13 protein-coding genes are annotated in these 20,338 nt (G+C 58.3%); 4 read left to right on the top strand and 9 right to left on the bottom strand.

Annotation, left to right across the window (positions count from 1 at the left end):
• Positions 1 to 112 precede the first annotated feature (112 nt).
• Positions 113 to 3,712 (bottom strand): 3-keto-disaccharide hydrolase, encoded by a 3,600-nt coding sequence (locus tag RSSM_RS22390; RefSeq protein ID WP_008684420.1) that lies wholly within the window; start codon positions 3,710 to 3,712, stop codon positions 113 to 115.
• A 290-nt stretch (positions 3,713 to 4,002) separates the two neighbouring features.
• On the opposite strand from RSSM_RS22390, the gene RSSM_RS22395 reads away from it, so the two are divergent.
• Positions 4,003 to 4,209: a dodecin gene (locus RSSM_RS22395; RefSeq protein ID WP_044303312.1), complete on the top strand. Its 207-nt coding sequence runs from the start codon at positions 4,003 to 4,005 to the stop codon at positions 4,207 to 4,209.
• Here the strand turns inward: RSSM_RS22395 and RSSM_RS35230 are convergent.
• Complete coding sequence (locus RSSM_RS35230; RefSeq protein WP_008684424.1) at positions 4,196 to 4,321, bottom strand: hypothetical protein; 126 nt, start codon at positions 4,319 to 4,321, stop codon at positions 4,196 to 4,198. The genes RSSM_RS22395 and RSSM_RS35230 overlap by 14 nt on opposite strands.
• 410 nt (positions 4,322 to 4,731) lie before the next feature.
• Here RSSM_RS35230 and RSSM_RS22400 point away from each other — a divergent pair, with 410 nt between their 5' ends.
• On the top strand, positions 4,732 to 4,929 hold the full coding sequence (locus RSSM_RS22400; protein ID WP_085980021.1) for a small basic protein: 198 nt from the start codon (positions 4,732 to 4,734) through the stop codon (positions 4,927 to 4,929).
• A 188-nt stretch (positions 4,930 to 5,117) separates the two neighbouring features.
• Here the strand turns inward: RSSM_RS22400 and RSSM_RS22405 are convergent, their stop codons facing one another.
• The 5 genes from RSSM_RS22405 to RSSM_RS22430 all read right to left on the bottom strand — a co-directional run bounded on the left by RSSM_RS22405 (position 5,118) and on the right by RSSM_RS22430 (position 11,929).
• On the bottom strand, positions 5,118 to 6,863 hold the full coding sequence (locus RSSM_RS22405; protein WP_008684429.1) for a fatty acid CoA ligase family protein: 1,746 nt from the start codon (positions 6,861 to 6,863) through the stop codon (positions 5,118 to 5,120).
• Complete coding sequence (locus RSSM_RS22410) at positions 6,860 to 7,747, bottom strand: ATP-grasp domain-containing protein (protein WP_236621312.1); 888 nt, start codon at positions 7,745 to 7,747, stop codon at positions 6,860 to 6,862. The genes RSSM_RS22405 and RSSM_RS22410 overlap by 4 nt, the downstream gene beginning before the upstream one ends.
• Before the next feature lie 133 nt (positions 7,748 to 7,880).
• Entirely contained in the window at positions 7,881 to 8,870 is a 990-nt protein-coding gene (gene mch, locus RSSM_RS22415; protein WP_008684434.1) for a methenyltetrahydromethanopterin cyclohydrolase, read from the bottom strand.
• Positions 8,871 to 9,229: 359 nt separating this feature from the next.
• Positions 9,230 to 10,129 (bottom strand): GYF domain-containing protein, encoded by a 900-nt coding sequence (locus tag RSSM_RS22425; protein WP_044303305.1) that lies wholly within the window; start codon positions 10,127 to 10,129, stop codon positions 9,230 to 9,232.
• 294 nt (positions 10,130 to 10,423) lie between these two features.
• The gene (locus RSSM_RS22430) at positions 10,424 to 11,929 is read right to left on the bottom strand and encodes an amidohydrolase (protein ID WP_008684443.1); all 1,506 of its coding nucleotides are present in this window, start codon (positions 11,927 to 11,929) and stop codon (positions 10,424 to 10,426) included.
• A gap of 427 nt (positions 11,930 to 12,356) precedes the next feature.
• Between RSSM_RS22430 and RSSM_RS22435 the strand changes: the two genes are divergently transcribed.
• Together RSSM_RS22435 and RSSM_RS22440 are read left to right on the top strand one after the other, a co-directional pair.
• On the top strand, positions 12,357 to 15,128 hold the full coding sequence (locus tag RSSM_RS22435; protein WP_008684445.1) for an O-antigen ligase family protein: 2,772 nt from the start codon (positions 12,357 to 12,359) through the stop codon (positions 15,126 to 15,128).
• A gap of 22 nt (positions 15,129 to 15,150) precedes the next feature.
• Positions 15,151 to 16,497, top strand: a complete 1,347-nt coding sequence (locus RSSM_RS22440; protein WP_008684448.1) for a nucleotide sugar dehydrogenase — start codon at positions 15,151 to 15,153, stop codon at positions 16,495 to 16,497.
• A gap of 161 nt (positions 16,498 to 16,658) precedes the next feature.
• On the opposite strand, the gene RSSM_RS22445 is transcribed toward RSSM_RS22440, so the two are convergent.
• The gene (locus tag RSSM_RS22445; protein ID WP_008684450.1) at positions 16,659 to 17,948 is read right to left on the bottom strand and encodes a TlpA family protein disulfide reductase; all 1,290 of its coding nucleotides are present in this window, start codon (positions 17,946 to 17,948) and stop codon (positions 16,659 to 16,661) included.
• A 184-nt stretch (positions 17,949 to 18,132) separates the two neighbouring features.
• Positions 18,133 to 20,325, bottom strand: coding sequence for a protein kinase domain-containing protein (locus RSSM_RS22450; protein WP_008684451.1), 2,193 nt, complete (start codon positions 20,323 to 20,325; stop codon positions 18,133 to 18,135).
• Between the last annotated feature and the right edge of the window lie 13 nt (positions 20,326 to 20,338).

Below are 20,338 nucleotides of genomic sequence, written 5' to 3' on the forward strand. Positions count from 1 at the left end.
ATTCGCATCCCAGGGCGTTGCCCTGGGCGATGCAAACCACCGGGGCGTTGCCCCTTCAATCACGCAAATCCAAAACGGACACGTCGCGTCGCAATTGCCACGAACGAGCCCGCTACTTGAGGCGACGGATGGTGACGTCTCGGTATTCGACGGGGTCGTTGTGGCCGGCGAAGCCGAAGTGGCCGCTCTTGCGGTCTTTACCGGGGTGTGGGCGGCCGGATGCGTAGTCGGTGATCTTAGATAGATCCGTGTCGAGGATCACGTTCCCGTTCAACTCAACTCGGATCGTGGATCCCTCCACTCGCACTTCCTGGTAATTCCATTCGCCGACCGGACGCAAGTATCCGCGTGCGGCCGCTGCCATTCCGTACGCCGAACCGTGGTACTGACGTGGATCCAGTTTCGCGTACGCCGGGTGTTCGTTATCGAGCACCTGCAACTCACACATTCCCACGTACGCGGTATCACCGTCGAGCGGGCATCGGATCGCCAACCCGTTGTTGCCTCGCGGTGGCAATCGGAAATACAAACGGACGACGAAGTCATCGTACTCGTCCTTGGTCAGCAAGTTACCGCCGTGGCCGGGCCGGCACTGAATCGTGCCTTCCGGGGTGACTTCGTAATTGTCGACCGCTCCGATCCAACCGTCGAGCGTTTTGCCGTCGGTCAGTGGCTTGAACCCGGTGTCATCGTCCTGAGCCAGGAACGCGTTGGCCGCCTCGGTATCGAGCGGTTGCAGAGTGATGTTCCTCCAGCGGATCTCGCCACCGTGCGTTTGCAGTTGGATCGGACCGCGTCGCCGCAACGGCTCATCACGTCGCCAGTAGTTTTCCATGATCGCACGGTCGACGACCTGTTGATCGTTCAGCCACACGCTGGTCCGCGCCCCGACTTGAACGACGCGAACCTTGTTCCACTCGCCGAACGGACGGTCCGCGAGCACGAGCGGGTTCTTGCCCGGGTTGCCCTCGGAATTATTCCACAACCCGCCGCTACCGAGGTTCGCACCGATCGAGAACTTGGCCTCCTGAGTCGAATCCCAAATCTGGACCTGCGGTGTGCCCTTGAGATAGATACCGCTGTCGGCTTCCGGAACGGTCTTGTACTCGAGCTGCAATTCGTAGTTTTCGAATTCCTCGTTCGTCGTCAGGTACGGCCCCGCCCCGTCGTTGACGAGCTCGCCGTTCTCAACACTCCAGTGCTTCTCCGCCTCATCGTTCCACTGAGCGATTTTGGCTTTCTGCTCTTCGGCGGACAATTCATCGAATTTGTACGGATCGAAGTGAGGACGTCCATGCCAACCCTCAGTGTTTACTCCGTTGAACAAACGCCGTGCACCGGAGTTGTCGTCCGCATGCAGCGTGACGGGCCAACCGGGGAACTCGTTCTCGGGATTGCCATCGGTAACATCGACGAGGAAGCGATAGCTGTGGATTTCGAACGTTTCCGTTTCGGGATCCATTAGCACGTAACCGAACCCGCTGCCTTTTTCATGAGCGCGTTCGTAGCGATGCTTGGACTTCGCCGGGATCGGGTGCCCGACGGCGTAGATGTAAACCAGGTTTCCGAAACCGTCGACGAATTCGCCGGTATTGGGCAAGTCATGCATCGGACGATTTTCGTGAGGGATGCCCTCCTCATCGGGACGCCACCAACGCGGATAACCCGCTGAGATCGCGGGCGTGCAGAACGACCAGTTCGAATCGCGTTGCTCGCGGACTCCGTATTGGCTGAGCGTGGTGAGGTGTTGGTCACCGCTGATGTGCAACGCTTTCGATTTGCGAACCAAATCAATCGCACGATCGCGAGCCGTTTGTGGCCATGCTCCCGAGTCGAGATCGCCGAGCAGGAAACTGTTGTAGCTGCCGTGGTGCGTTGCCACGCCAGCGAAAACGGTCTGCGAAAGCAATACCTTCATCTTGGCACCACGCCAATCATCGGCCCAGTGTTTTAGGAACGCTTCCTGACGTTCACCAAGCAATTCCAGCCCCGGCTTATCGAGGATCGAGGTATCGAAGTCACGTTCGGTCACGTGGTCAGCACGACCGCCTCCGGTATCCACGTGTCCCGGGCCGCTCTTGAATTGGCGATCCGCGACGATGGCAAAACTCACGTCGCCGTAAACCATGTCGCCGAAGTAAACACTCATGCCTTGTTCGGCCGGACTTGGGTCAAACGGTTCGGGGTGATGCGCGACGCAGGTTCGGTGCACGGCGTTGACCATTCGCACCGGTTCGCGATAGCCGCCTTTGGAGGACGCCCCTTGGTCCTTGCCATCGGACATATCCATCGGCTCGCCGCCTTCGCCCCAGATGTTTCCCTGGAAGACGTCGTGGTCATCAGGCAGGCAGAGCGTCGGGCTGTGCCGCATCGGTTCGCCGAACGCCCAACCGAACATGTAGAACTTGCGAAGGTAGTTCACGATCGCTTTCTCGGCCGGCTCGCGGATGATGCTGTATCCACCGTTACCTTCATAAAGCTGGTCACCGGAGAAATACAGCAGGTCCGGGTCGAGACGCATCAAGTTCTCAGCAACCGGCGCGTAAGGGAACCCGGAATCGTGCTGGCACGTCAGTCCCGCAAACTTCAGCGGACGGCCCGTCGGATTCGCCTTGATCGTTCCCGTCCACTCATGTTGGCTCGGCTCGCCGTCGCGATAGGACTGTTGATAGACAACGCGAAACGGCACATCCGTCGACGCGTCCCAATTGGCGATCCGGAACGTCCCCGTCCACGCGTCATGATCCAACTTCGCATCCGCGATTGATTCCCACTGACCATCACGCTGAACTTCCAACCGGACCTCGTCGGAATCGTCTTCACCGAGCGGCGGAGTCAACGCGGTCAGTTTCAAGACAAACCCTTCGTCGCTCCGGGAGTCCGACAGCGAATACATCGTCCATAGGATCGGTCCCCAAGCGGCGTCGGGGTCGACCGAGAACGCATCGCCCGACACGTTCCACTGACGAATGCGATACCGCGACATCCCTTTGCGAACGCGAAAGTTCGAAAACAAGTTGCACCCGATCGCGACGTTGCCGAGCAGCACATCCGGCTTTACCAACGCGGTCATCGACCCGACCGAGTCCTGCTGAGAATCGAATGCGTTGAGCGTCAATTCGATATTGTCGCCTTGAGGCGTTCCGGTCACTTCGATCGTGACATCGCCCAACGCCACATCGCCGCTGAATTTGACAGCGGATTCGTTGATGAACAATTCACCGTCGCGGACACCGGCGACCACGGGCCCGGAACTGATCGCTCCTCCAGCACTCTTTGTTTTGCGTGGCCCGTTGTTGGCGGCAAAGCAGTTGCTTTTCAACTCATTGAGTTCGCTTCGCACACCGATCAGGAACCCAACGCTGCTGTCGACATCGCCGTGTTGGACTTCGCTGACGGCGGCCTGCATTCGGAAGCTGCCCGCCGGGTTAGTCAGTTGATGCGTCAACAGATGAACGTTGCGATACCCCGCAGCAGAAACCAACTCGGCCGCCCCATCGACCACGGCCCAATTCTCCATCGGGTTGGCCCAATACTTCGCCCCTAACCAGATCCGATCGAGGTCTTGCTGCCACGTCGACTGATGCGGATTGACGTCGAGCCCGGTGCTATCTTGAGTATCAGTGGCCTGCCCCTCCTCAGCGATCGCGGGGGCAACGATGGTACCGGACAACGCACCAAGCAACTTCAAAGACTGACGACGATTGTACATAGGGTTCAGGGGTGTTGAGGAGAGAACTGGGGGTGTTGAGAACGCGAGAAGGAATGGAGGGAAAGGTGGGGAGGTGATTAGGAGGGGAAAGGAATAGGTGGCAGGTGGATTGGGACACGCGTGTCAGATGGAATCGATCTGCATTCGAACGCGGCTTGCCAAGAATGATACTGAGGCTGCGACAATTTGCGTCGACATCCGAACCCTCGACCACCTCGCCAGCGCGTTATGATGCCGAGTACGCCTTAACGAGCGATCACTGGATCCACGCCCTTCGGAAGGAGAACACGATGCCTCATCATACCTATAAGAAAATTGAGATTGTCGGAACGTCTACGGTGTCGATTGAAGATGCCATTAACAACGCCGTTGAACACGCATCGTCGACCGTTCGTGGATTGAGTTGGTTTGAAGTGGTGGAGACACGAGGCACCATCAGTGAAGGCAAAGTCGCCCATTGGCAGGTGACGGTGAAAATCGGGTTCACCCTCGACTGATCCCACGGATGCGTTGCCGTGGCAGCGGTCCGGCAGCATAGAGCGGTCCGGTGGCATAGAGCGGTCCGGCGTCAGGCAGCGAGGCGGCCGCAGGGATCGGTGGCCGGGGCATTGAGAACCGGTCGGGGCAGTGAGCGGATTTCGGATCACAGCCGCGAAACCGGCCGGACGTATCGCGGTGCGCGGCGTCGGCATGCTGGTCAAACTAGGTGGGAGAGCGAAGGCGGGGCAGTCTCTATCAGAGACGCGGACGCACTATACCCAGCGGGATTGCAGAATGAAACGCCCCGATGAAGGCACCTCATCCCGGCCCACCACCGGAGTTATCCCGGCCCGCCGCTGAAGATCTATTCCCGAAAACGGCGTTTTACGAAACGTTTTTTCCATTTTTCCCCGATTTTCGCCCCGGGAAAAAGCCGATTCATTCCGGTGAGGTTGTCAACCTAGAAGCGGTTCGGTAGACTTCGTCGCTTCGAAAATCCCCTGTCCTCCCTTCCCGTTTCTCATTTCAGATTCGCTGCCATGACCATGGATCGTAGCCTCAAGGTGCAAGCCGGGGCAATTAAAAGTCGCAACGTCTTGACTCGCGCGGAGCGCATCGCACGCCTGAAAGAACTCGACAAGTTCGACGAAGACGCGAGCATCATCGGCATGCCTAAAACCCGCGTGCAAAAGATCTCGCTGAAGAAAAAGAAGAAGGTGAAGAAAGCCGAGGATTGATCTCCTCGCTCGGCTCGCCCGACCCGAAATACAAATCAACGAACACACGGCCATCGCAAACGCGTTGGCCGTTTTCGCTGCGCCGATCGAGAATCTGCCCGGGCATCGCAAAGCGTGGACGCTCCTCCGCACGATTGCCCGCTGAGCCACTCGCCCCAAACGGCGAAGCGTCCAGGAACAACCGCCCCTCACGAATTGATTTCGGCGGTCAACTTCTCGCGGAAGATCTTGCTGTTGTGGCGGATGTCGACCGGCAGCGGTGTACTTCGAATTACGAAATCGTTGATCCGGTGCGTCAGCGGATTTCGGGACGCGACACTGCGTAGATCCTCGACTAAAGCCTCTCGCTTTGCCGAGTCCTGAGCGACCGATAAATCGGTAGGTTGGATGATGATGACCGGTGTCTGTTCGCCAACGGGACCGCGTCCAACGAGAGCACACTTTTCCACATCCGGGTGAACGTTGAACACCGCTTCACAGGGCACGGTGAAGAATGTTCGGTCTTTCGAAATGACCCGATGAGCCTTCCGGCCACAGAACCAGAACCGATCCTCCGCATCAAGATATCCAACATCGCCCATCCGGTGCCAAACACGATCGCCGTCGGCAACCTTGTGGATCGCGTTTTGATCCTTTCGCGTCACGTACCGACGGGTCACCATCGGACCGGTGACCAACAGTTCGCCGATCTTGCCACGCGGCATCTCTTGGATTCCATCTAGTGTTGGGATCGGTTGCTCGGTGATTTCGATCACCTTCCACTGCACACTTTCGAACCGTGTTCCGACACAGACTCCCTTGCCCTTGTTTGCCGCCGGACCGGTCGACGTAATGACTTGGCGGGATTCGATCGACGCGATCGGCAGGGCCTCGGTCGCGCCGTAGGGCGTTTCAATGTCGGCCTCTTCATGAACAAACCGACGAAGGCTCGCGAGCGTCGCAGCCGGAACCGGCGCCCCGGCCGACAACACACGGCGAAGCGTTGGGAACGGACGACCGACCGCGTTCTCTTCGCACCACCGGGTAACCGTTCGCCACAACGCGGGCGATCCGAACGCTTGATCGACTTCCCATTGCCGAGCGGCGGCGATTAGTTTGCGTGGATCCACGTCAGCCGGACGTGTTGGGTCCATGTCGGGAATGATCGTCGTGACACCCATTACCGCGTCGAACAAACCGAACAAGGGAAAGCACGCGAGGTCACGCGATCCTCGCTGGATCCCATAGCGATCGGCAATGCGATCGATTTGAGAGTGAAACGTGCCGTGTGTGTAGGCAACGCCTTTGGGCGGACCGGTACTGCCGGTGGTATAAATCACCGCCGCCTCGTCGTCGGCGTTGATACTCGGTAAATCGACATCGCGATCAGCCCCCATCGCGGCAATCTGCGACAGGGTCTTGCCTCCCCAAAACCAACGCCGACCGACGGTCACGTTCCAACGCGCCGTCGGAAAACGGCTGCGAAGAATCGTGCGGATCGCTTGCGCCTTGGGGATGCCGACGAACCCATCAGGTTCAATTTCTTGAAGGCAATTGACCAGGTGTTTGCGATCCATGCCGGGATCGATCAGCACGACCGTCACCCCAGCTTTCATCAACGCAAACACCAACTCGATGAACTGGGCCCCGAACGGCACCAGGCTGATCAATCGCATTCCGGGACGGACGCCCCACTTGGCGAGGCCGCGCGCGATCACGGTGCTGCGTTCATCGAGTGTTTTGAACGTCGTTAGCGTGTAGTCGCGATCCACGCCGCCGGCTTTCGGTGGGCCCGAGGGCTCGGCGATCGCGATCGCGCCGGGCAACATTTTCGCAATCTGCGTCAACCGATCGGCGACATTGCCACCGGACAAATCCACCAGCGGCGTATCCGAACACGAGGACGACGCGTCCCGCTGGAGATCCGATGGACGTTCATCATCAAAGAGGTTCATACCGATCTCGATTTCAAGACAGAAACAATTTGCTCGGCAACGCAAACCGGTAATGCCGATTGAGCCGACTTCCAACCGGGGATCGCATTGACTTCCATCAAACAGTAGCCGGCGTTGTGATTGAGTTCGACCAGGTCGACGGCGGCAAAGGCGAGTTCAAATTCACGGCAAACCTGCAACGCAAGTTGACGCCACGGGGCGATGCATTCGATCCGCTCGGGTTTTCCCCCCGCCCGCACGTTAGTCCGAAAGTCATCCTTACAGACTCGTTTGATCGCGTACACCTCATCACCGATCACCAGCAACCGAATGTCGGTACCGCCGGGTGGACAAAACTGCTGCACGTAGAAGACCGCGCCGATCTGCTGCAGCGCTGTGAAGGCGGTCCACGCGAGTTCCTTGTCGCTGATCCGCATCACGCCCCGGCCTTCTCCGCCGAAAATCGGTTTGACGACCACGTCACCGCCGAGACGATCAAACGCGTCCATCGCTTCAGCGCGACTTTGGGTGACAACCGTGGCCGGAGTTAGAATCCCCATCCGGGATACTCTCGCGAGCGTGGCGTATTTGTCGATCGCCAATTCCAATGCCGCGGGAGGGTTCACAAAACTCGATGGTTGCCCCTTTTTTCTGCGACGATAATACTCGTCGTGCAGCGTGGCCAACCGATAGACCAACTGTTCGGTGGAACCGGCGGGCATGGTTCGGGTGAACACGCAATCGAATTCATCGAAACACATTGAAACGGGACGATCCATTTCCACCGATCGGCACGTCGCCCGAGTGCGGGGTCCGGTGCTTTCGATTTCCGCGGTGAGCGATTCGTAGTCGGCGAAAAAAAGCTCGACACCGAGTTTGCTCGCAGCGTGATTCAGTTCAGACAAATGCCACCCCAGCGGCACCAACGGCGCACGAGGATTCGTCCTGCCGCCAAGCACAAGGATACGCGGCGAAGTCACGCCCGTACGCTCCACTCGCAAACACTTAACGTGGAAAACCACCGAGTCATCTGGTGCCTCATGTTTCGATCCCGAACGATTCGCCGAGCACTTCCCGATCGAGCGTCCCGCGTCGCCACGACCGACCGCTCTTGCATGAGTGGATCGTCACCACCGCTGGGCTGAACAACATCGGGTCGACTTTGTAGAAATCGTAATCGTATTGCTTGAAAACCTTTGCAAACGGTTGTCCGTAGTCGCTCGACGATTGGCTCGGCACCTTGTCGATCACTTTTTCGATCGCCTCGTCGTCGGCATCGATCCAAAGGCTCACCTTCGCACCATACAACATCGCGTCGTTTGTTCGTCCGATCCCGCCGATCGTATCGCCCGGTTTGGACGCCGGCGGCAGGGGAGCGACTCCGGATGCGGAGATCAATTTCGTGACATCGAAATCAAGCGCGTGCAGTTTATGGAGCGCCGTCTCGACGCTTCTGGCGACGACCTGAACGCTGCCGGCAATCGATGTACTCGGCGCGATCCCCAAACACATTCGCTCCGGCGGCACACCACACTCCGACGCGATCGCGTGAATCGCCTCCTCGCCCGGGAGTTTGTCCGATTCCAAAACGCCGACGGCGTAATCATCCTCGCCGGCAGGCTGCACGAGACCGAGATGTTCGAGCATCTCTTCGCGACCACGCAGCATCCTCATCGGACCGCTTCCCATCGCAAAGAAGTCGTCAACCGAAACCGGCCATCCCGCGTATTGCCCGCCGAGGCAAGCCTCGATCGGCCGATCGGTACGAACCAAAACGGCGTTGTCCGCTACCATGCCAGGCTCCGCCGGAACGATCGAAACGTCCGCAAAATTGCCGAAACAAAGCCTCGCCAAAACCAGCCCCGCCTGCAACGATCCGGGACAATTGACGCCACAATCCAGGATCTTCGCACCGGCGATATTAACACCGACCGACCGAAAATCGTCCGCGTTTTGCCACGACCCGTTGAAGAGCGAATGAGCGTGACGGAGCAGTCGACGGGCGGTAAAATTTGTTTCTGAAGTCATCCGCGTATCGTGAACGCTGGTGATTCGATTGTCTACCTAGGGTGGAGCGGTTGCGCGGGTGAGATTGCCGGAACGGCGCTGCGCTTGGTCCGGCCTACTTTCCTCCGAAACCTGTTGGCGATCGAAGTGGGTGGCCGGGCGAAGGAGGCTTTGCGACGCACATCCGGCAACGGCGCGGATGCCGGAACGGCGCTGCGCTTGGTCCGGACTACTTTCCTCCGAAACCCCGTTGGCGATCGAAGTGGGTGGCCGGGCGAAGGAGGCTTTGCGACGCACATCCGGCAACGGCGCGGATGCCGGAACGGCGCTGCGCTTGGTCCGGCCTACGATTGCTACGATTGGTAGAGAGAGATGGAACTCTAGGCCTGTTTCAACACGACGATCAACGCCACCAACAATACAATAAAAACACACGCGAGCGTCGCGCTGATGGCGACCCGTTTTCGCGACATGCGTTTTTTGTTCGTGTCGAGTACTTTGCCTCCGGCACGAATCTCGACTCGTGAATCCGACGCTTCATCCGGAACACCATCGCCCGAAACGGTACCGGTTGGGGCTGGAGCCTCCACACCGGGAGGCGTCGCAGCCGGCGCCGATGAAACGGCAGCCCGATCGCTGACGATGCCCGTCGCGCCATTCGAGAAAACCGGCAACACTTCTTTGGCGATCCGCCAATCGGGCCAACCATCCCGCCATAACATCGCGGTGTCGGCGACGCGGCCTTCCTCGATCCACTGCCCCAACGTCGGGCCGTTCGCCGGGCCGTATTGACCGCCGCTTGGCGGGCGAACGTACCACGTTGAACTCGCGTCACCCAGAATTTCCTGGGTGGAGGGGGCGGGGCCGTTAATCACGTTCGGGGCTGGCGACGGCGTCGCCACCGGTTCGGCAGATTCGCTCGCCGGCCCGGTTCCCCGAACCGAGGAGGGTCGGCTCGCAATTTCGCGTTCCACTGAGGAATCCGCGACCGCGGTTGCTCCCGCGCCGGAAACTGAACCCGACTCCCCATTCACCGCCGCGACGGCGTTGGACGGTGTCGTTTGTGGTGACTGCCTGGCGGATGTGGCGAGCGGACCCGTGTCGCCTTCGGATTCCGATTCGTACGAAGCTCGCGAATCAATCGGCGTGGACGTTTCGGTGTCGTGAGTTGGAATGCGAAAACGCACCGAACACGAGGGACAAATCCCCCGACGCCCGGCCAGCTCTGACTTTATGTTCAGTCGCTTGCCACACGCATGACAAGCAAAACGAACGCCCATTTGCTAATTTCCTTTTCCACCTGCAGGCAGGTTGAATCCACCCAACACGGGGAGTCGTCGGAACGACCGATACCACGAATTAAACCGAGAAGAACCTTAGTATAGTTGATCACTCCGGTCGCTGGGAACAAACCGACCGTCGCAGTCACGCAGCGATCGCCCCAGCACGTTATCAAAAAGGACGAAGCCGATTTCGCCAAACTCCGCTCGCCAAACTTTTCTCCTCAAAGTTCGGTGCCCCGAGTTTGGGCGAATTCAGCCACAGGGATGGGAAACGTCCAATTTCAAAACTCCCTAATTCTTTACCGGCATCAGATCGAGCACCGCGGTGACCATAGCCGGGACTGAAACCCGGAAAGTCTCCTCGGCGTCGGGATAGTACACCGCCGAATGAAGTGAAGCCGGAGGGATGCCTAGCTTTTCGAATCGATCGAGCCTCGCCTGACTGACCGTTCCGACGCGATACATCAGGATCGGCACGCCCGCGATTCCGTAGCGACTGAAGTCTTCGCCGCCCATCGACGGGTCGTCCTCGAGGATATTCTCGCTGCCGAACAACTCGCCGAACAGTTGCCTCATCCGTCCGGCCAACTCATCGTCGTTTTTCAGCGACGGGGTTCCCTCGCTGACGACGTAGGTCGGTTCCGGAGCGTCGTTTGCCTGAGCGATCGCAAAAGTTCGGCGTTTGATCGCGGCGAGTACTTTCTCACGAACCTCCTGGCTGTAACTGCGAACGGTCAGTTGCAAGTGACAGTCGTTGCCGATGATGTTGTGTTTCGTCCCGCCATGGATCGAACCGACAGTCACCACAGCGGGCTCGATCGGAGAGATTTCACGGCTGACGATCATCTGCAACGACATCACCAACTCGGCGGCTTGCACGACCGGATCGATCGTCGTGTGAGGAGCCGAACCGTGACCGCCGCGACCGCGCATCGTAATGTCGACACTGTCCACGTTCGCCAACGCATAACCGGGGCGGATCTTGATCTGGCCGGTGGCCGTGTCGCTGCTGCAGTGCATGGCGAGGGCATAGTCCGGTTTGGGGAACCTTTCGAACAACCCGTCCTCGAGCATCGCTTTGGCACCGGCCCCACGTTCTTCGGCGGGTTGGCCGATGACCAACAACGTGCCCGACCACCGATCACGATTTTCGGTCAACCAACGAACCACGGTCGTCAAACTGGTCATGTGGATGTCGTGCCCGCAGGCGTGCATGATGCCGGTGGTGCTGCCGTCCTCGCGAGTGGTCGTTTGTTTGGATGCGTAGGCGACGGGTGTGTTTTCGGTGACCGGCAATCCATCGAGATCAGTCCGCAACATCACGACCGGTCCGTCGCCGTTTTTGAGGATGCCGACAATGCCGTGACCACCGACACTGCCGGTCACATTCAATCCGGCGTCGGTCCACATCTGACTCAGTTTCGCGGCCGTTTCATCTTCTTCGAACGAAACCTCCGGGTGAGCGTGCAACCATGTGTACAGACGCAGCACGTTGGTCATCTCAGCGTCCAACCACGTGCCCAACTCCTTGGACACGCTGCCCACGTCGGGTCCCGAACCGGCCTCGGCTGAGGCAACTTCCGCAGCCGATACGCTCGCGGGAGGAACCACACCGAGGGCGACAACCAGCAGACCGGCGAACAGCGTGCGGGCACATAACGGGCGTGCACATAACGGACGGGCAAACAACGGGCAGCGGTCCCTTGGCAACGAGGCGAGCGATCGGCGGAAAAAGCGTTCGAATTTCGCGTACATCGTGTGGCATTCCTGAGTAATCGTGTGGCGATCCCGAATCATTGCGTGTCGCTCACGTTAAAAGTGCGACAGAGAGTCGAAAGTGCAACGAATCGCTGAAGTCTCAAGATAACCTCAGCCCCCTTTCCTATGTTACCGCCCATATTGTTGCTGGTTACCGCCCCAAGACTCGACGCAACGTTTACTGACGCGAAAGACGCTGTTGTCACGCATGGCAATGGCTGCGAAATATCGAATGAGAGCATGATGCAGTGAAACAACAGGCACGCAATAAAAACGCGATGCGAATCGACAGACCAAGTTTACTGTTAACGGCAGCCATCTTGTCATCCACACACACCCCCATCGCCTCAATCGATGGCTCGCATCCGATTGCAATTTTTGAGAGAATGCCCCCGCTCTTCCGCTGGGTTGGCTCTATGCCGGCACTCCCACGCTGCCTATTCCCCCTGTCCTTCCCGAACTCACCTTGATTGCTATCGCACGAAGTATTTGTCTGTGGATCTCGGCCAGCATTTTGGTGGCGATACCGATCCTTCTCGCGGTCGACTTCGGCGGCGTCTATCACTGGAGTCAGTACCTTGCCGGGATCGGCATCATGGTCGCGGTGGTGTTCGCGCTGCCCGGCCTGAGCGACTCCACCGCGTCTTCGGGCGTTCGACAGCATGCGATTTTGGTTCCACTGGGACTGTTGACTGCGTGGGCCTGGTTTCAAACCGTGCCTCTGCCGAGCGGCATTGTCTCGTGGCTCAGTCCCGGATCGTACGCGGCCTACACAACTTGGCTCGACGGATTGGTGAGTCAAACCGCCGGACAGATTCCGATTTCGATCTCGCCGGAAGACACGATCCATGTCGCCTCGTTGTTCACGATCTTGTTGCCGTTGTGTTTTGCTGCCTCGATCGTTTTTCATGCTCGGATTCGACTGCAGATGCTGCTCAGCGCGATCGCGATCGCCGGCGCCAGCGTTGCGGTTCTCGGTTTTTATCGCAAACTCGATCCGACCGCGGACCTGTGGATTTTCCAACCTGTCGCGAGTTCATTCGGCGGCTTTGTGAACCGCAACAACGCAGCCTTGATGCTCAACCTCGGACTCGCGGCGAGCCTCGGATTGCTGTCGTGGCGGATGATGGCACTTCACGCGGTCGAACTCGACGATCCTGATTTTGAGTTCAACGATTTGTTAGCGTTGATATCCGATCGCGAATCGTTCGTGGGTTTGATCTCTGGAACGGCATGCGTCGCCGGACTGCTGGTCAACGGATCTCGTGGAGGAGTCGTCGCGGCCTTGTTCGGTTTGATGTTGGCGTTCGGATATGTCCGTCCCCGCCGCGGATTGATCAGCATTCCGGTGCTCCTGGTGGTTCTGTCTATCTCGGTGGCGGTGTTGATCACGCCCATGAACTTGAACCTGGAATCGGTTACCCGGTGGGAGTTCTTCTCCGAAGAAGCAGACACGCTGCAAAGCGACGGTCGGCTTTTGCATTGGCAGGACGGATGGCGAGCGGCAAAAGCTCACCTTCCCGGCGGGGCAGGTGTTTCCGCCTACGCTTACGCTTACCTGCCGCATCAAGTCGTATCCCCGAGTTCGTGGTTTGAACACGCCGACAACCTGTGGCTGGAAATGTTGGTGGAAACCGGGTTAATCGGCATCATCATTTCCGCTTGGTTCTTGACGATCCTTCTGATCGCGTTGAACCGGTTGTCTTATTCAGCGGACCCGATCGACCAAGGGGTTCGTGTCGCCGGTTGGTATGCGATCACGGCAATCGCGGTCTCTCAATTCTTCGACATGGGAATGGCGATCCCCGCAAACTTGATCGCGGCACTGCTGATCTGCACCGCGATCATCACCCGCGACATGGCCAACGGAGGCGCCGCCGCGAAACCACCGCCACTGACCGCGGAAAGCTATCACGGCCACGAACTCGACGACTACGACGACAAATCGGACACGGCGAAAGACGCGGAATCCGGTGGGCCGAAAATCCGGTTGAAAACGAACCTGGGCAGCATGGGCATCCCCCACCTCTCGTCGTCTCAGTGGATCGGTGCCTCGGCGATAGCCGCCTTCACGATCCTTGCCGGCGCGTTGACTCTGCCCGGACTGCGGCAAGACGCCATTTCCGATTCGATGTTGAGCCGATTGAAGGACGAGTACGGCGAGTGGCGTTTGAATCCGGCATCGCTCGAGAAAATGGAAACGGCACTGACCGAACGCGTCCAGACGCGACCGTCACCGCTAGTGCGTGCTCGTCTTTCGGCGGTACAGCGTGACCGCGGACGACTCGCCGAAACAACCGAATGGGAACCGAAGACGAGAGAGCAGATGCTCGACGTTTACCAACAAGTCGATCTGCAGAATCGAACGCTCCCCTATCCGCCCGAGCCCGACTCGATCATCACAACTGAATTCGAGAGTCAGACGCACTACAACAACGCGTGGGAAACCTGCTTGGCGACGCTCGCGGTCTGTCCGCTCGCACAGGAACCCCGGGGCAGCCTCCTGCGACTCAAACCGGTCATGACGACATCCGAGTCGACGACACAGCCCAATCAACCATCCCCAGATGCGGTTGCCGATGTGGCGGCCACACACTTGCTCACGTTTTACGCCGGTGACTCGGTGCGGCAATTCGCGTTGGCAAAAGACGCGTTGTCGAGGGATGATTTCGATCAAGCCACCAAGGCATTTCACGCAGCAATCGAAAGCAACGCGAACCTCACGACCCAGGTCATGCGTTTGTTAGAGGAGCATCCCGAACTGTCGATCCATGAGGTAATCCCGAATGAGTCGAAACCGATGCGGCTCGCCGCGGCAGAGTATTTGAAATGGGAAAACGCGGACCCTGAGTTTTTCCGCAAGGCAGTCGAAACCATCCGCTGCGGTGAAGGCGATTCGATGCAGCAGCGTGCCGCCTGTCATGCCGTCGTCGGTAACGTCTATTTCTACCTAGACGATCTCGAAAAGGGACAGGACTACTATCAACGGGCGATCCGATTGGCACCCGACCAAGCCCGGTACCGGATCGATTTGATCAAACACCTGCTCGCCAAAGATGAGCCAGCAGAAGCACTTTCGTATGCCCGTCAGGGTCGCCAAAGCCTCCCCGAAAATCCGCAGTTCCAACGATTCATCGACCAAATCGCCGAAGCCGAACGCAAAGCGTTGAACCAACCGATCAACGAACCGCGTGTCGATCGCAGCAAAGTCGACGCGATCCTCAACAACTCGCGATAGCCGCCGACTAGAATGACGCACCATGAATACACAAACGGAAGCTGCCTCGGCGTTTATCGACAAGATCAAAAACCGACAAGCCACAATCGGAATCGTCGGCCTCGGATACGTCGGTCTGCCACTCGCCATCGCGTTCGCCGAAGGCGGGTTCAACACCGTCGGGTTTGACATCGACGGCAAAAAGACGCGAGAAATCAACGCCGGCCGCAGTTACATCAAACACATCGGTGCGGACACCATTTCGGATCGTGTTCGCGCCGGCAAACTGGCCGCAACGACGGACTTCAGCCAAATCAATGAAGTCGACGCGATCATCCTCTGCGTTCCGACGCCGCTGGACGAGCATTTCGAGCCCGATCTTTCCTATGTCGTCGGCACGATCGAATCGATTGTCCCCCACATGCGTTCCGGACAAACGATCAGTTTGGAGAGCACCACCTATCCGGGAACGACCGAGGAAGAACTGGTCTCGCGAGTGGAGGCGGCCGACCTATCGGTTGGCTCGGACGTCTTTGTCGTCTATTCGCCTGAACGTGAAGACCCCGGCAACCCCGAGTTCGCCGCGACCAATATTCCCAAAGTCGTCGGAGGCCACACGCCGTCCTGCCTCGACGCCGGATCGACTCTGTATGGCAGTGTCTTTGATCAAATCGTACCGGTCACCAGCACTGCGGTCGCCGAACTCACCAAACTGCTCGAGAACATCTACCGCAGCGTGAATATCGGTTTGGTCAATGAACTGAAACTGGTCGCGGACTCGATGGGGATCGATATCTGGGAAGTGATCGCGGCGGCGAGCACCAAACCGTTCGGGTTCAAACCCTTCTACCCCGGCCCGGGGTTAGGCGGCCACTGCATCCCAATCGATCCGTTTTATCTCACGTGGAAAGCGCGTGAGTACGGTATCCACACGCGGTTCATTGAACTCGCCGGAGAAGTCAATCGTTCGATGCCGGCGCATGTGGTCCGCCGGTGTTCGGACGCACTCAACATACACAAGAAACCGCTCAACGGCAGCCGAGTGCTATTGATCGGTCTGGCCTACAAACCGAACGTGGACGACGACCGCGAATCGCCATCGTACGAATTGCTCGAACGGTTCCAGGCCGCCGGTTCCGAGATCGACTACCACGATCCCTACGTTCCCGTCATTCGTCCATCGCGAGAACACGCGCATTGGGCGGGCAAAGAAAGCGTGCCCTGGGACCGAGCCACCATCGCGAGTTACGACCTCGTCGTGATCTCTACCTGGCACGAATGCCTCGACATCAACGAACTCGCGGATTGGTCCCAATTCATCGTCGACACTCGCAACGCAACCGGCTCGCTGTCGCCGGACGTTCGATTGGCAAAGACGTTGAAAGCGTAAAGGGCCGCCCCGCTGTGGCTTGGCGGCATGTTTTCATTCCGGTTCCCAGGCCGTTGTCGGGGGCGTCTCTGCCTTGTGTCCCCAAATGAAGCATTCCTACCGGACGAAACCGAATCGGCCGGTAGGAACCGGCCCTACGTCACTTTTTCTTGCAAAATGCTTTAGGAAGTGGCCTCTTCGCCATCTTCCGAATCGTCGCCTGAACCTTCCTCGGTATCCGAATCTGCTTCGGGCGATTCGATTTTTTTTGGTGGCCCCAGCAACTCTTCGAGCGAAGCGTCGAGACGTTTTCCTCGAGCGGACAGTGAAACCACTTTGCCTTCGCGGTCGACCAGGATCGCCGTCGGAATTCCCGAAACGCCGTAGTAGCGGGCGATCGGATGGTCCCACCCGGTTCCGGTTTCTTTATCGCCGACGAGATTCACCCATTGGATCTCCTCTTCCTCGATGCATTCCTGCATCGCTTTAACCGTCCGGTCCATGTTGATTCCGACGATCGCAAACTCGTCGCCGTAGGCTTCGAGGTTCCGTTTCATGTTGGGGATCTCGCCCCGGCACGGACCGCACCACGATGCCCAGAAATCCACCAACACCACGCGGCCGCGATACTCCGACCAATCAAACGCTTCGCCTTCAGCCGTCGTGCCTTCGAGTTCCATCTCGTTTCCGAGCAAACCAATCCGACGTGCCGATCCTCTCGCCCGCGAGGCCATTTGTTGCATCCGCTCATCGTCGGAATCTTCCATCCGATCTGCGATGTTGTTGTACAACTTCACCGCCATGTCGGTCTGGTCCGCCGCACTCAATCCTGCGGCGAGCTGCGACGCGATCGAGTAGAGCTGAGAGTTGATGCCGCTTTCGTCTGCGATTTGAAGAACCTGACCGACCAGTTCCTTTTGTTCTGCCGTGTCCATGCCACGAACGCCACGCACCTGTGTCACGAGCTTTTCCATGACGGCAAAGTTGCGAATCTCGGGACGCTTGTCCTCGGCAAACGATTCAATCAACTCTTCCAGTTCCGCTCTCGCATCGCGATCGATTCGTGCCAAGAACTTGAGCGCCGGCATCTGAATTCCGATCGCTTTCAATTCGGTCTCGATGGAGATGTCATCCATCTCGCGAATCTTGGCGGCGGTGTCGACAACGGCGCGTGCCGATCGCAGCACTGACTCTCGCGTCCGCCCGCGGTTGCGCATCGTTTCGCTCGCAAAGGCAAAAAGTTCTTCCGCCGTGCCGTCGGGAATTTCAATCGCAGCGTCTTCTTCCTCTGTTTCTGCGGGATCATCCTTGGGTTCGTCACTCTCATCGGTCGCAGTATCAGCCTGCTTTGTCGCTGCGGACGAATCATCCATCGCGTTAGCGACGATGCCGATGTTCAGCAGCGCCCCCACTCCAAACGCCAACAAAATGCATCGGAAACGGGCGAACGAAAATACGAAGTCGCGGACCATCGACGTCTCTCAAAATCGGAGGTTAGAACAGAGAACAGACTCAACGGTTCATCTTATCGAACCACCCGAGCGTCGTGTTGCGACTTTCACGAATCCCAAACATTTCAGCCCGCTCGAACAAATCATCCAGCGACGACTCGCGAAACGGCATGAAGTTTTCCGGTGTCCGCGTGAGGACGTCTCCTCAATTGCCCGGCATCACGATGCCATAGACCTCGAACGTGTTCCCTTGGTCGTCAACGGCGGGTCGGCCACGCGTGAGCAACGAGCGATAGTTTCCATCGTCGTCTCGCTGACGGATCGGCAGTTGGTAAGCCGAACCGGTTTCGATCGCTTGCTCCAAAACGACGTGGAGTTTGTCGCGATCCTCCGGATGAATTTGGTCGAGAAACTCGTCGTAGTCCGGCTCGCCTTTCGCCGGATCTCGACCGGCCAAGCGGAATGTTTCCGACGACCATTGAATCACCTTGGTTCGTGGATCAAACGACCACGTCCCCAGACCAGCGAGACTCTGCAGATCGCGGAGCCGACGACGGCTTTGTTCCAAATTCCGCTCGGCATCACGCCGCTGGGTGATATCCCGGATTGTTGACAACAAGAGTTCGCTGCCACTGACGCTAACGGTCCGAGCACTAATCAGAACATCGATCAGATCGTTCGGATCACCGGACTTCCGCAGGAACCGAGTTTCGAAGTTTTCGATATGACCATCTTGGGTCAACGTCTCGACAAAATTTTGACGATGGTTGTCGCAGTTCCAAATGGCGAGCTTTGCGATCTCCCTACCGACGAGTTCTCCCTCTTCATAACCGAGCATCGTCAGGCACGCTTTGTTGGCTTCCAACACGACGCCGTCCGCCCACTGGATCAACAAACCAGCCTCGGGTGATTGAGTGAAGAGGGCAGAGTACTTCGCGTGACTTTCGCGAACCCGATCTCGCCGGTCTCGATCGCGACGAACCCGCACCGCGGCTTCGCAGTCGCCTTCACCGGCGGCGGCATACAAACGCAGCGACAGGTCGAGATCACCACGCCCGGCAGTGAACCGCGCAAACTCCAGTTGCACCTTCTTGAGCGTCTCGGTGGCTCTTGTGTTCTCTGGCCACAACTCGATCGCTTCGTGCAACAACGCTTGGCTGATCCGAAAGCGTTCGTAAGTCTCTTCCGTCGTGAGTTCCGCGATCGGTTTTCGCGAACGGTCGTTTTCATCCGGCCACGCACGTCGCTTGGCACGTCGCACGAGCCGCTCGCTTTCTTGATGCGTCCGGTGGTCGGTGATCGCCGAAACGAACTCTTCGACCGTTGCATAGCGGTCGCGAGGGTCGGTAGCCATCGCCTTCATCGCCGCGTCCATTAACTCGCCAACGACTTCGGTCGGCACGATAATGTTGTTCGCCGCCGAATGAATGCACTCGAGCAAGCTGTTGCCGTGGTGCGGCGGACGCCCGGTCAAAACCTGAAATAGGATCGCACCGAGCAGATAAACATCGGTCAACGGGCCGATTTGTTCGAGCCCTCCGGACGCCTGTTCCGGAGCCATGTAGGCCGGGGTTCCTCCGATCGCGCTGCCACCATCACACCACTGCGGCGCGGCCTCTTTCTTGGACCGACCGAGCTGGATCGCGAGCCCCCAATCGGCAACCAGGGCTTCACCGAACCGTCCGAGCATGACGTTTTCAGGTTTGATGTCGCGATGAATCAGCCCGCGCGAATGGGCATATCGGATCGCATCGGCAACGCGGAGCAAGATCGTGAGGTTCTCCTCCACGCTGAATTGGTCGATCTGTTGGTCCCAACTCGTGCCGTCAATACGCTTCATCGCGTAGAACAGATGCCCGTCGGCGTCGATACACAAATCGTGCAACGCGATCACGTTGGGATGGTCGAGCGAACCGATCACGCGGGCTTCGGTTAGAAAGCGATGACGCGATTGGCGGTCACCCGCCAACTCGTGTCGCAACACCTTCACAGCCACCTCGCGGTCAATCGCGCGTTGGTGTGCCTGGTAAACGATCCCGGTACCGCCACTGCCGAGCTTTCCGATCAGGCGATATTCCACATCTTCGCCACCCATCGGGTTGGCGGAAGATGTTACCCCCAACGCCGAATCGGCTCCCATGGTCAATTGCCCCAGAGAGATCACTTTGCGAGGCGGGATAAAGCCCTCGTCGGCACGAAGAGCCGCAACGTCCAACGGTTCATCAACCGTCTTATGCAAAGTCGACGACAGCGGTTGGTCGTCGGACCATTCGGGGTGCTGCAAGTTCAGACGATTGTCGGCCAACGATAACGTGATCGTCTTGGCATCGGACGGCATCTCAGCCAATCGCTTCGCAATATGATCGTCGCCAAAAATTGTATCGAGCAGTGTCGCCATCGCAGATCCTTTT

The sequence above is a fragment of the Aporhodopirellula sallentina SM41 genome (genome assembly GCF_000346505.1).
GTDB lineage: Bacteria > Planctomycetota > Planctomycetia > Pirellulales > Pirellulaceae > Rhodopirellula > Rhodopirellula sallentina.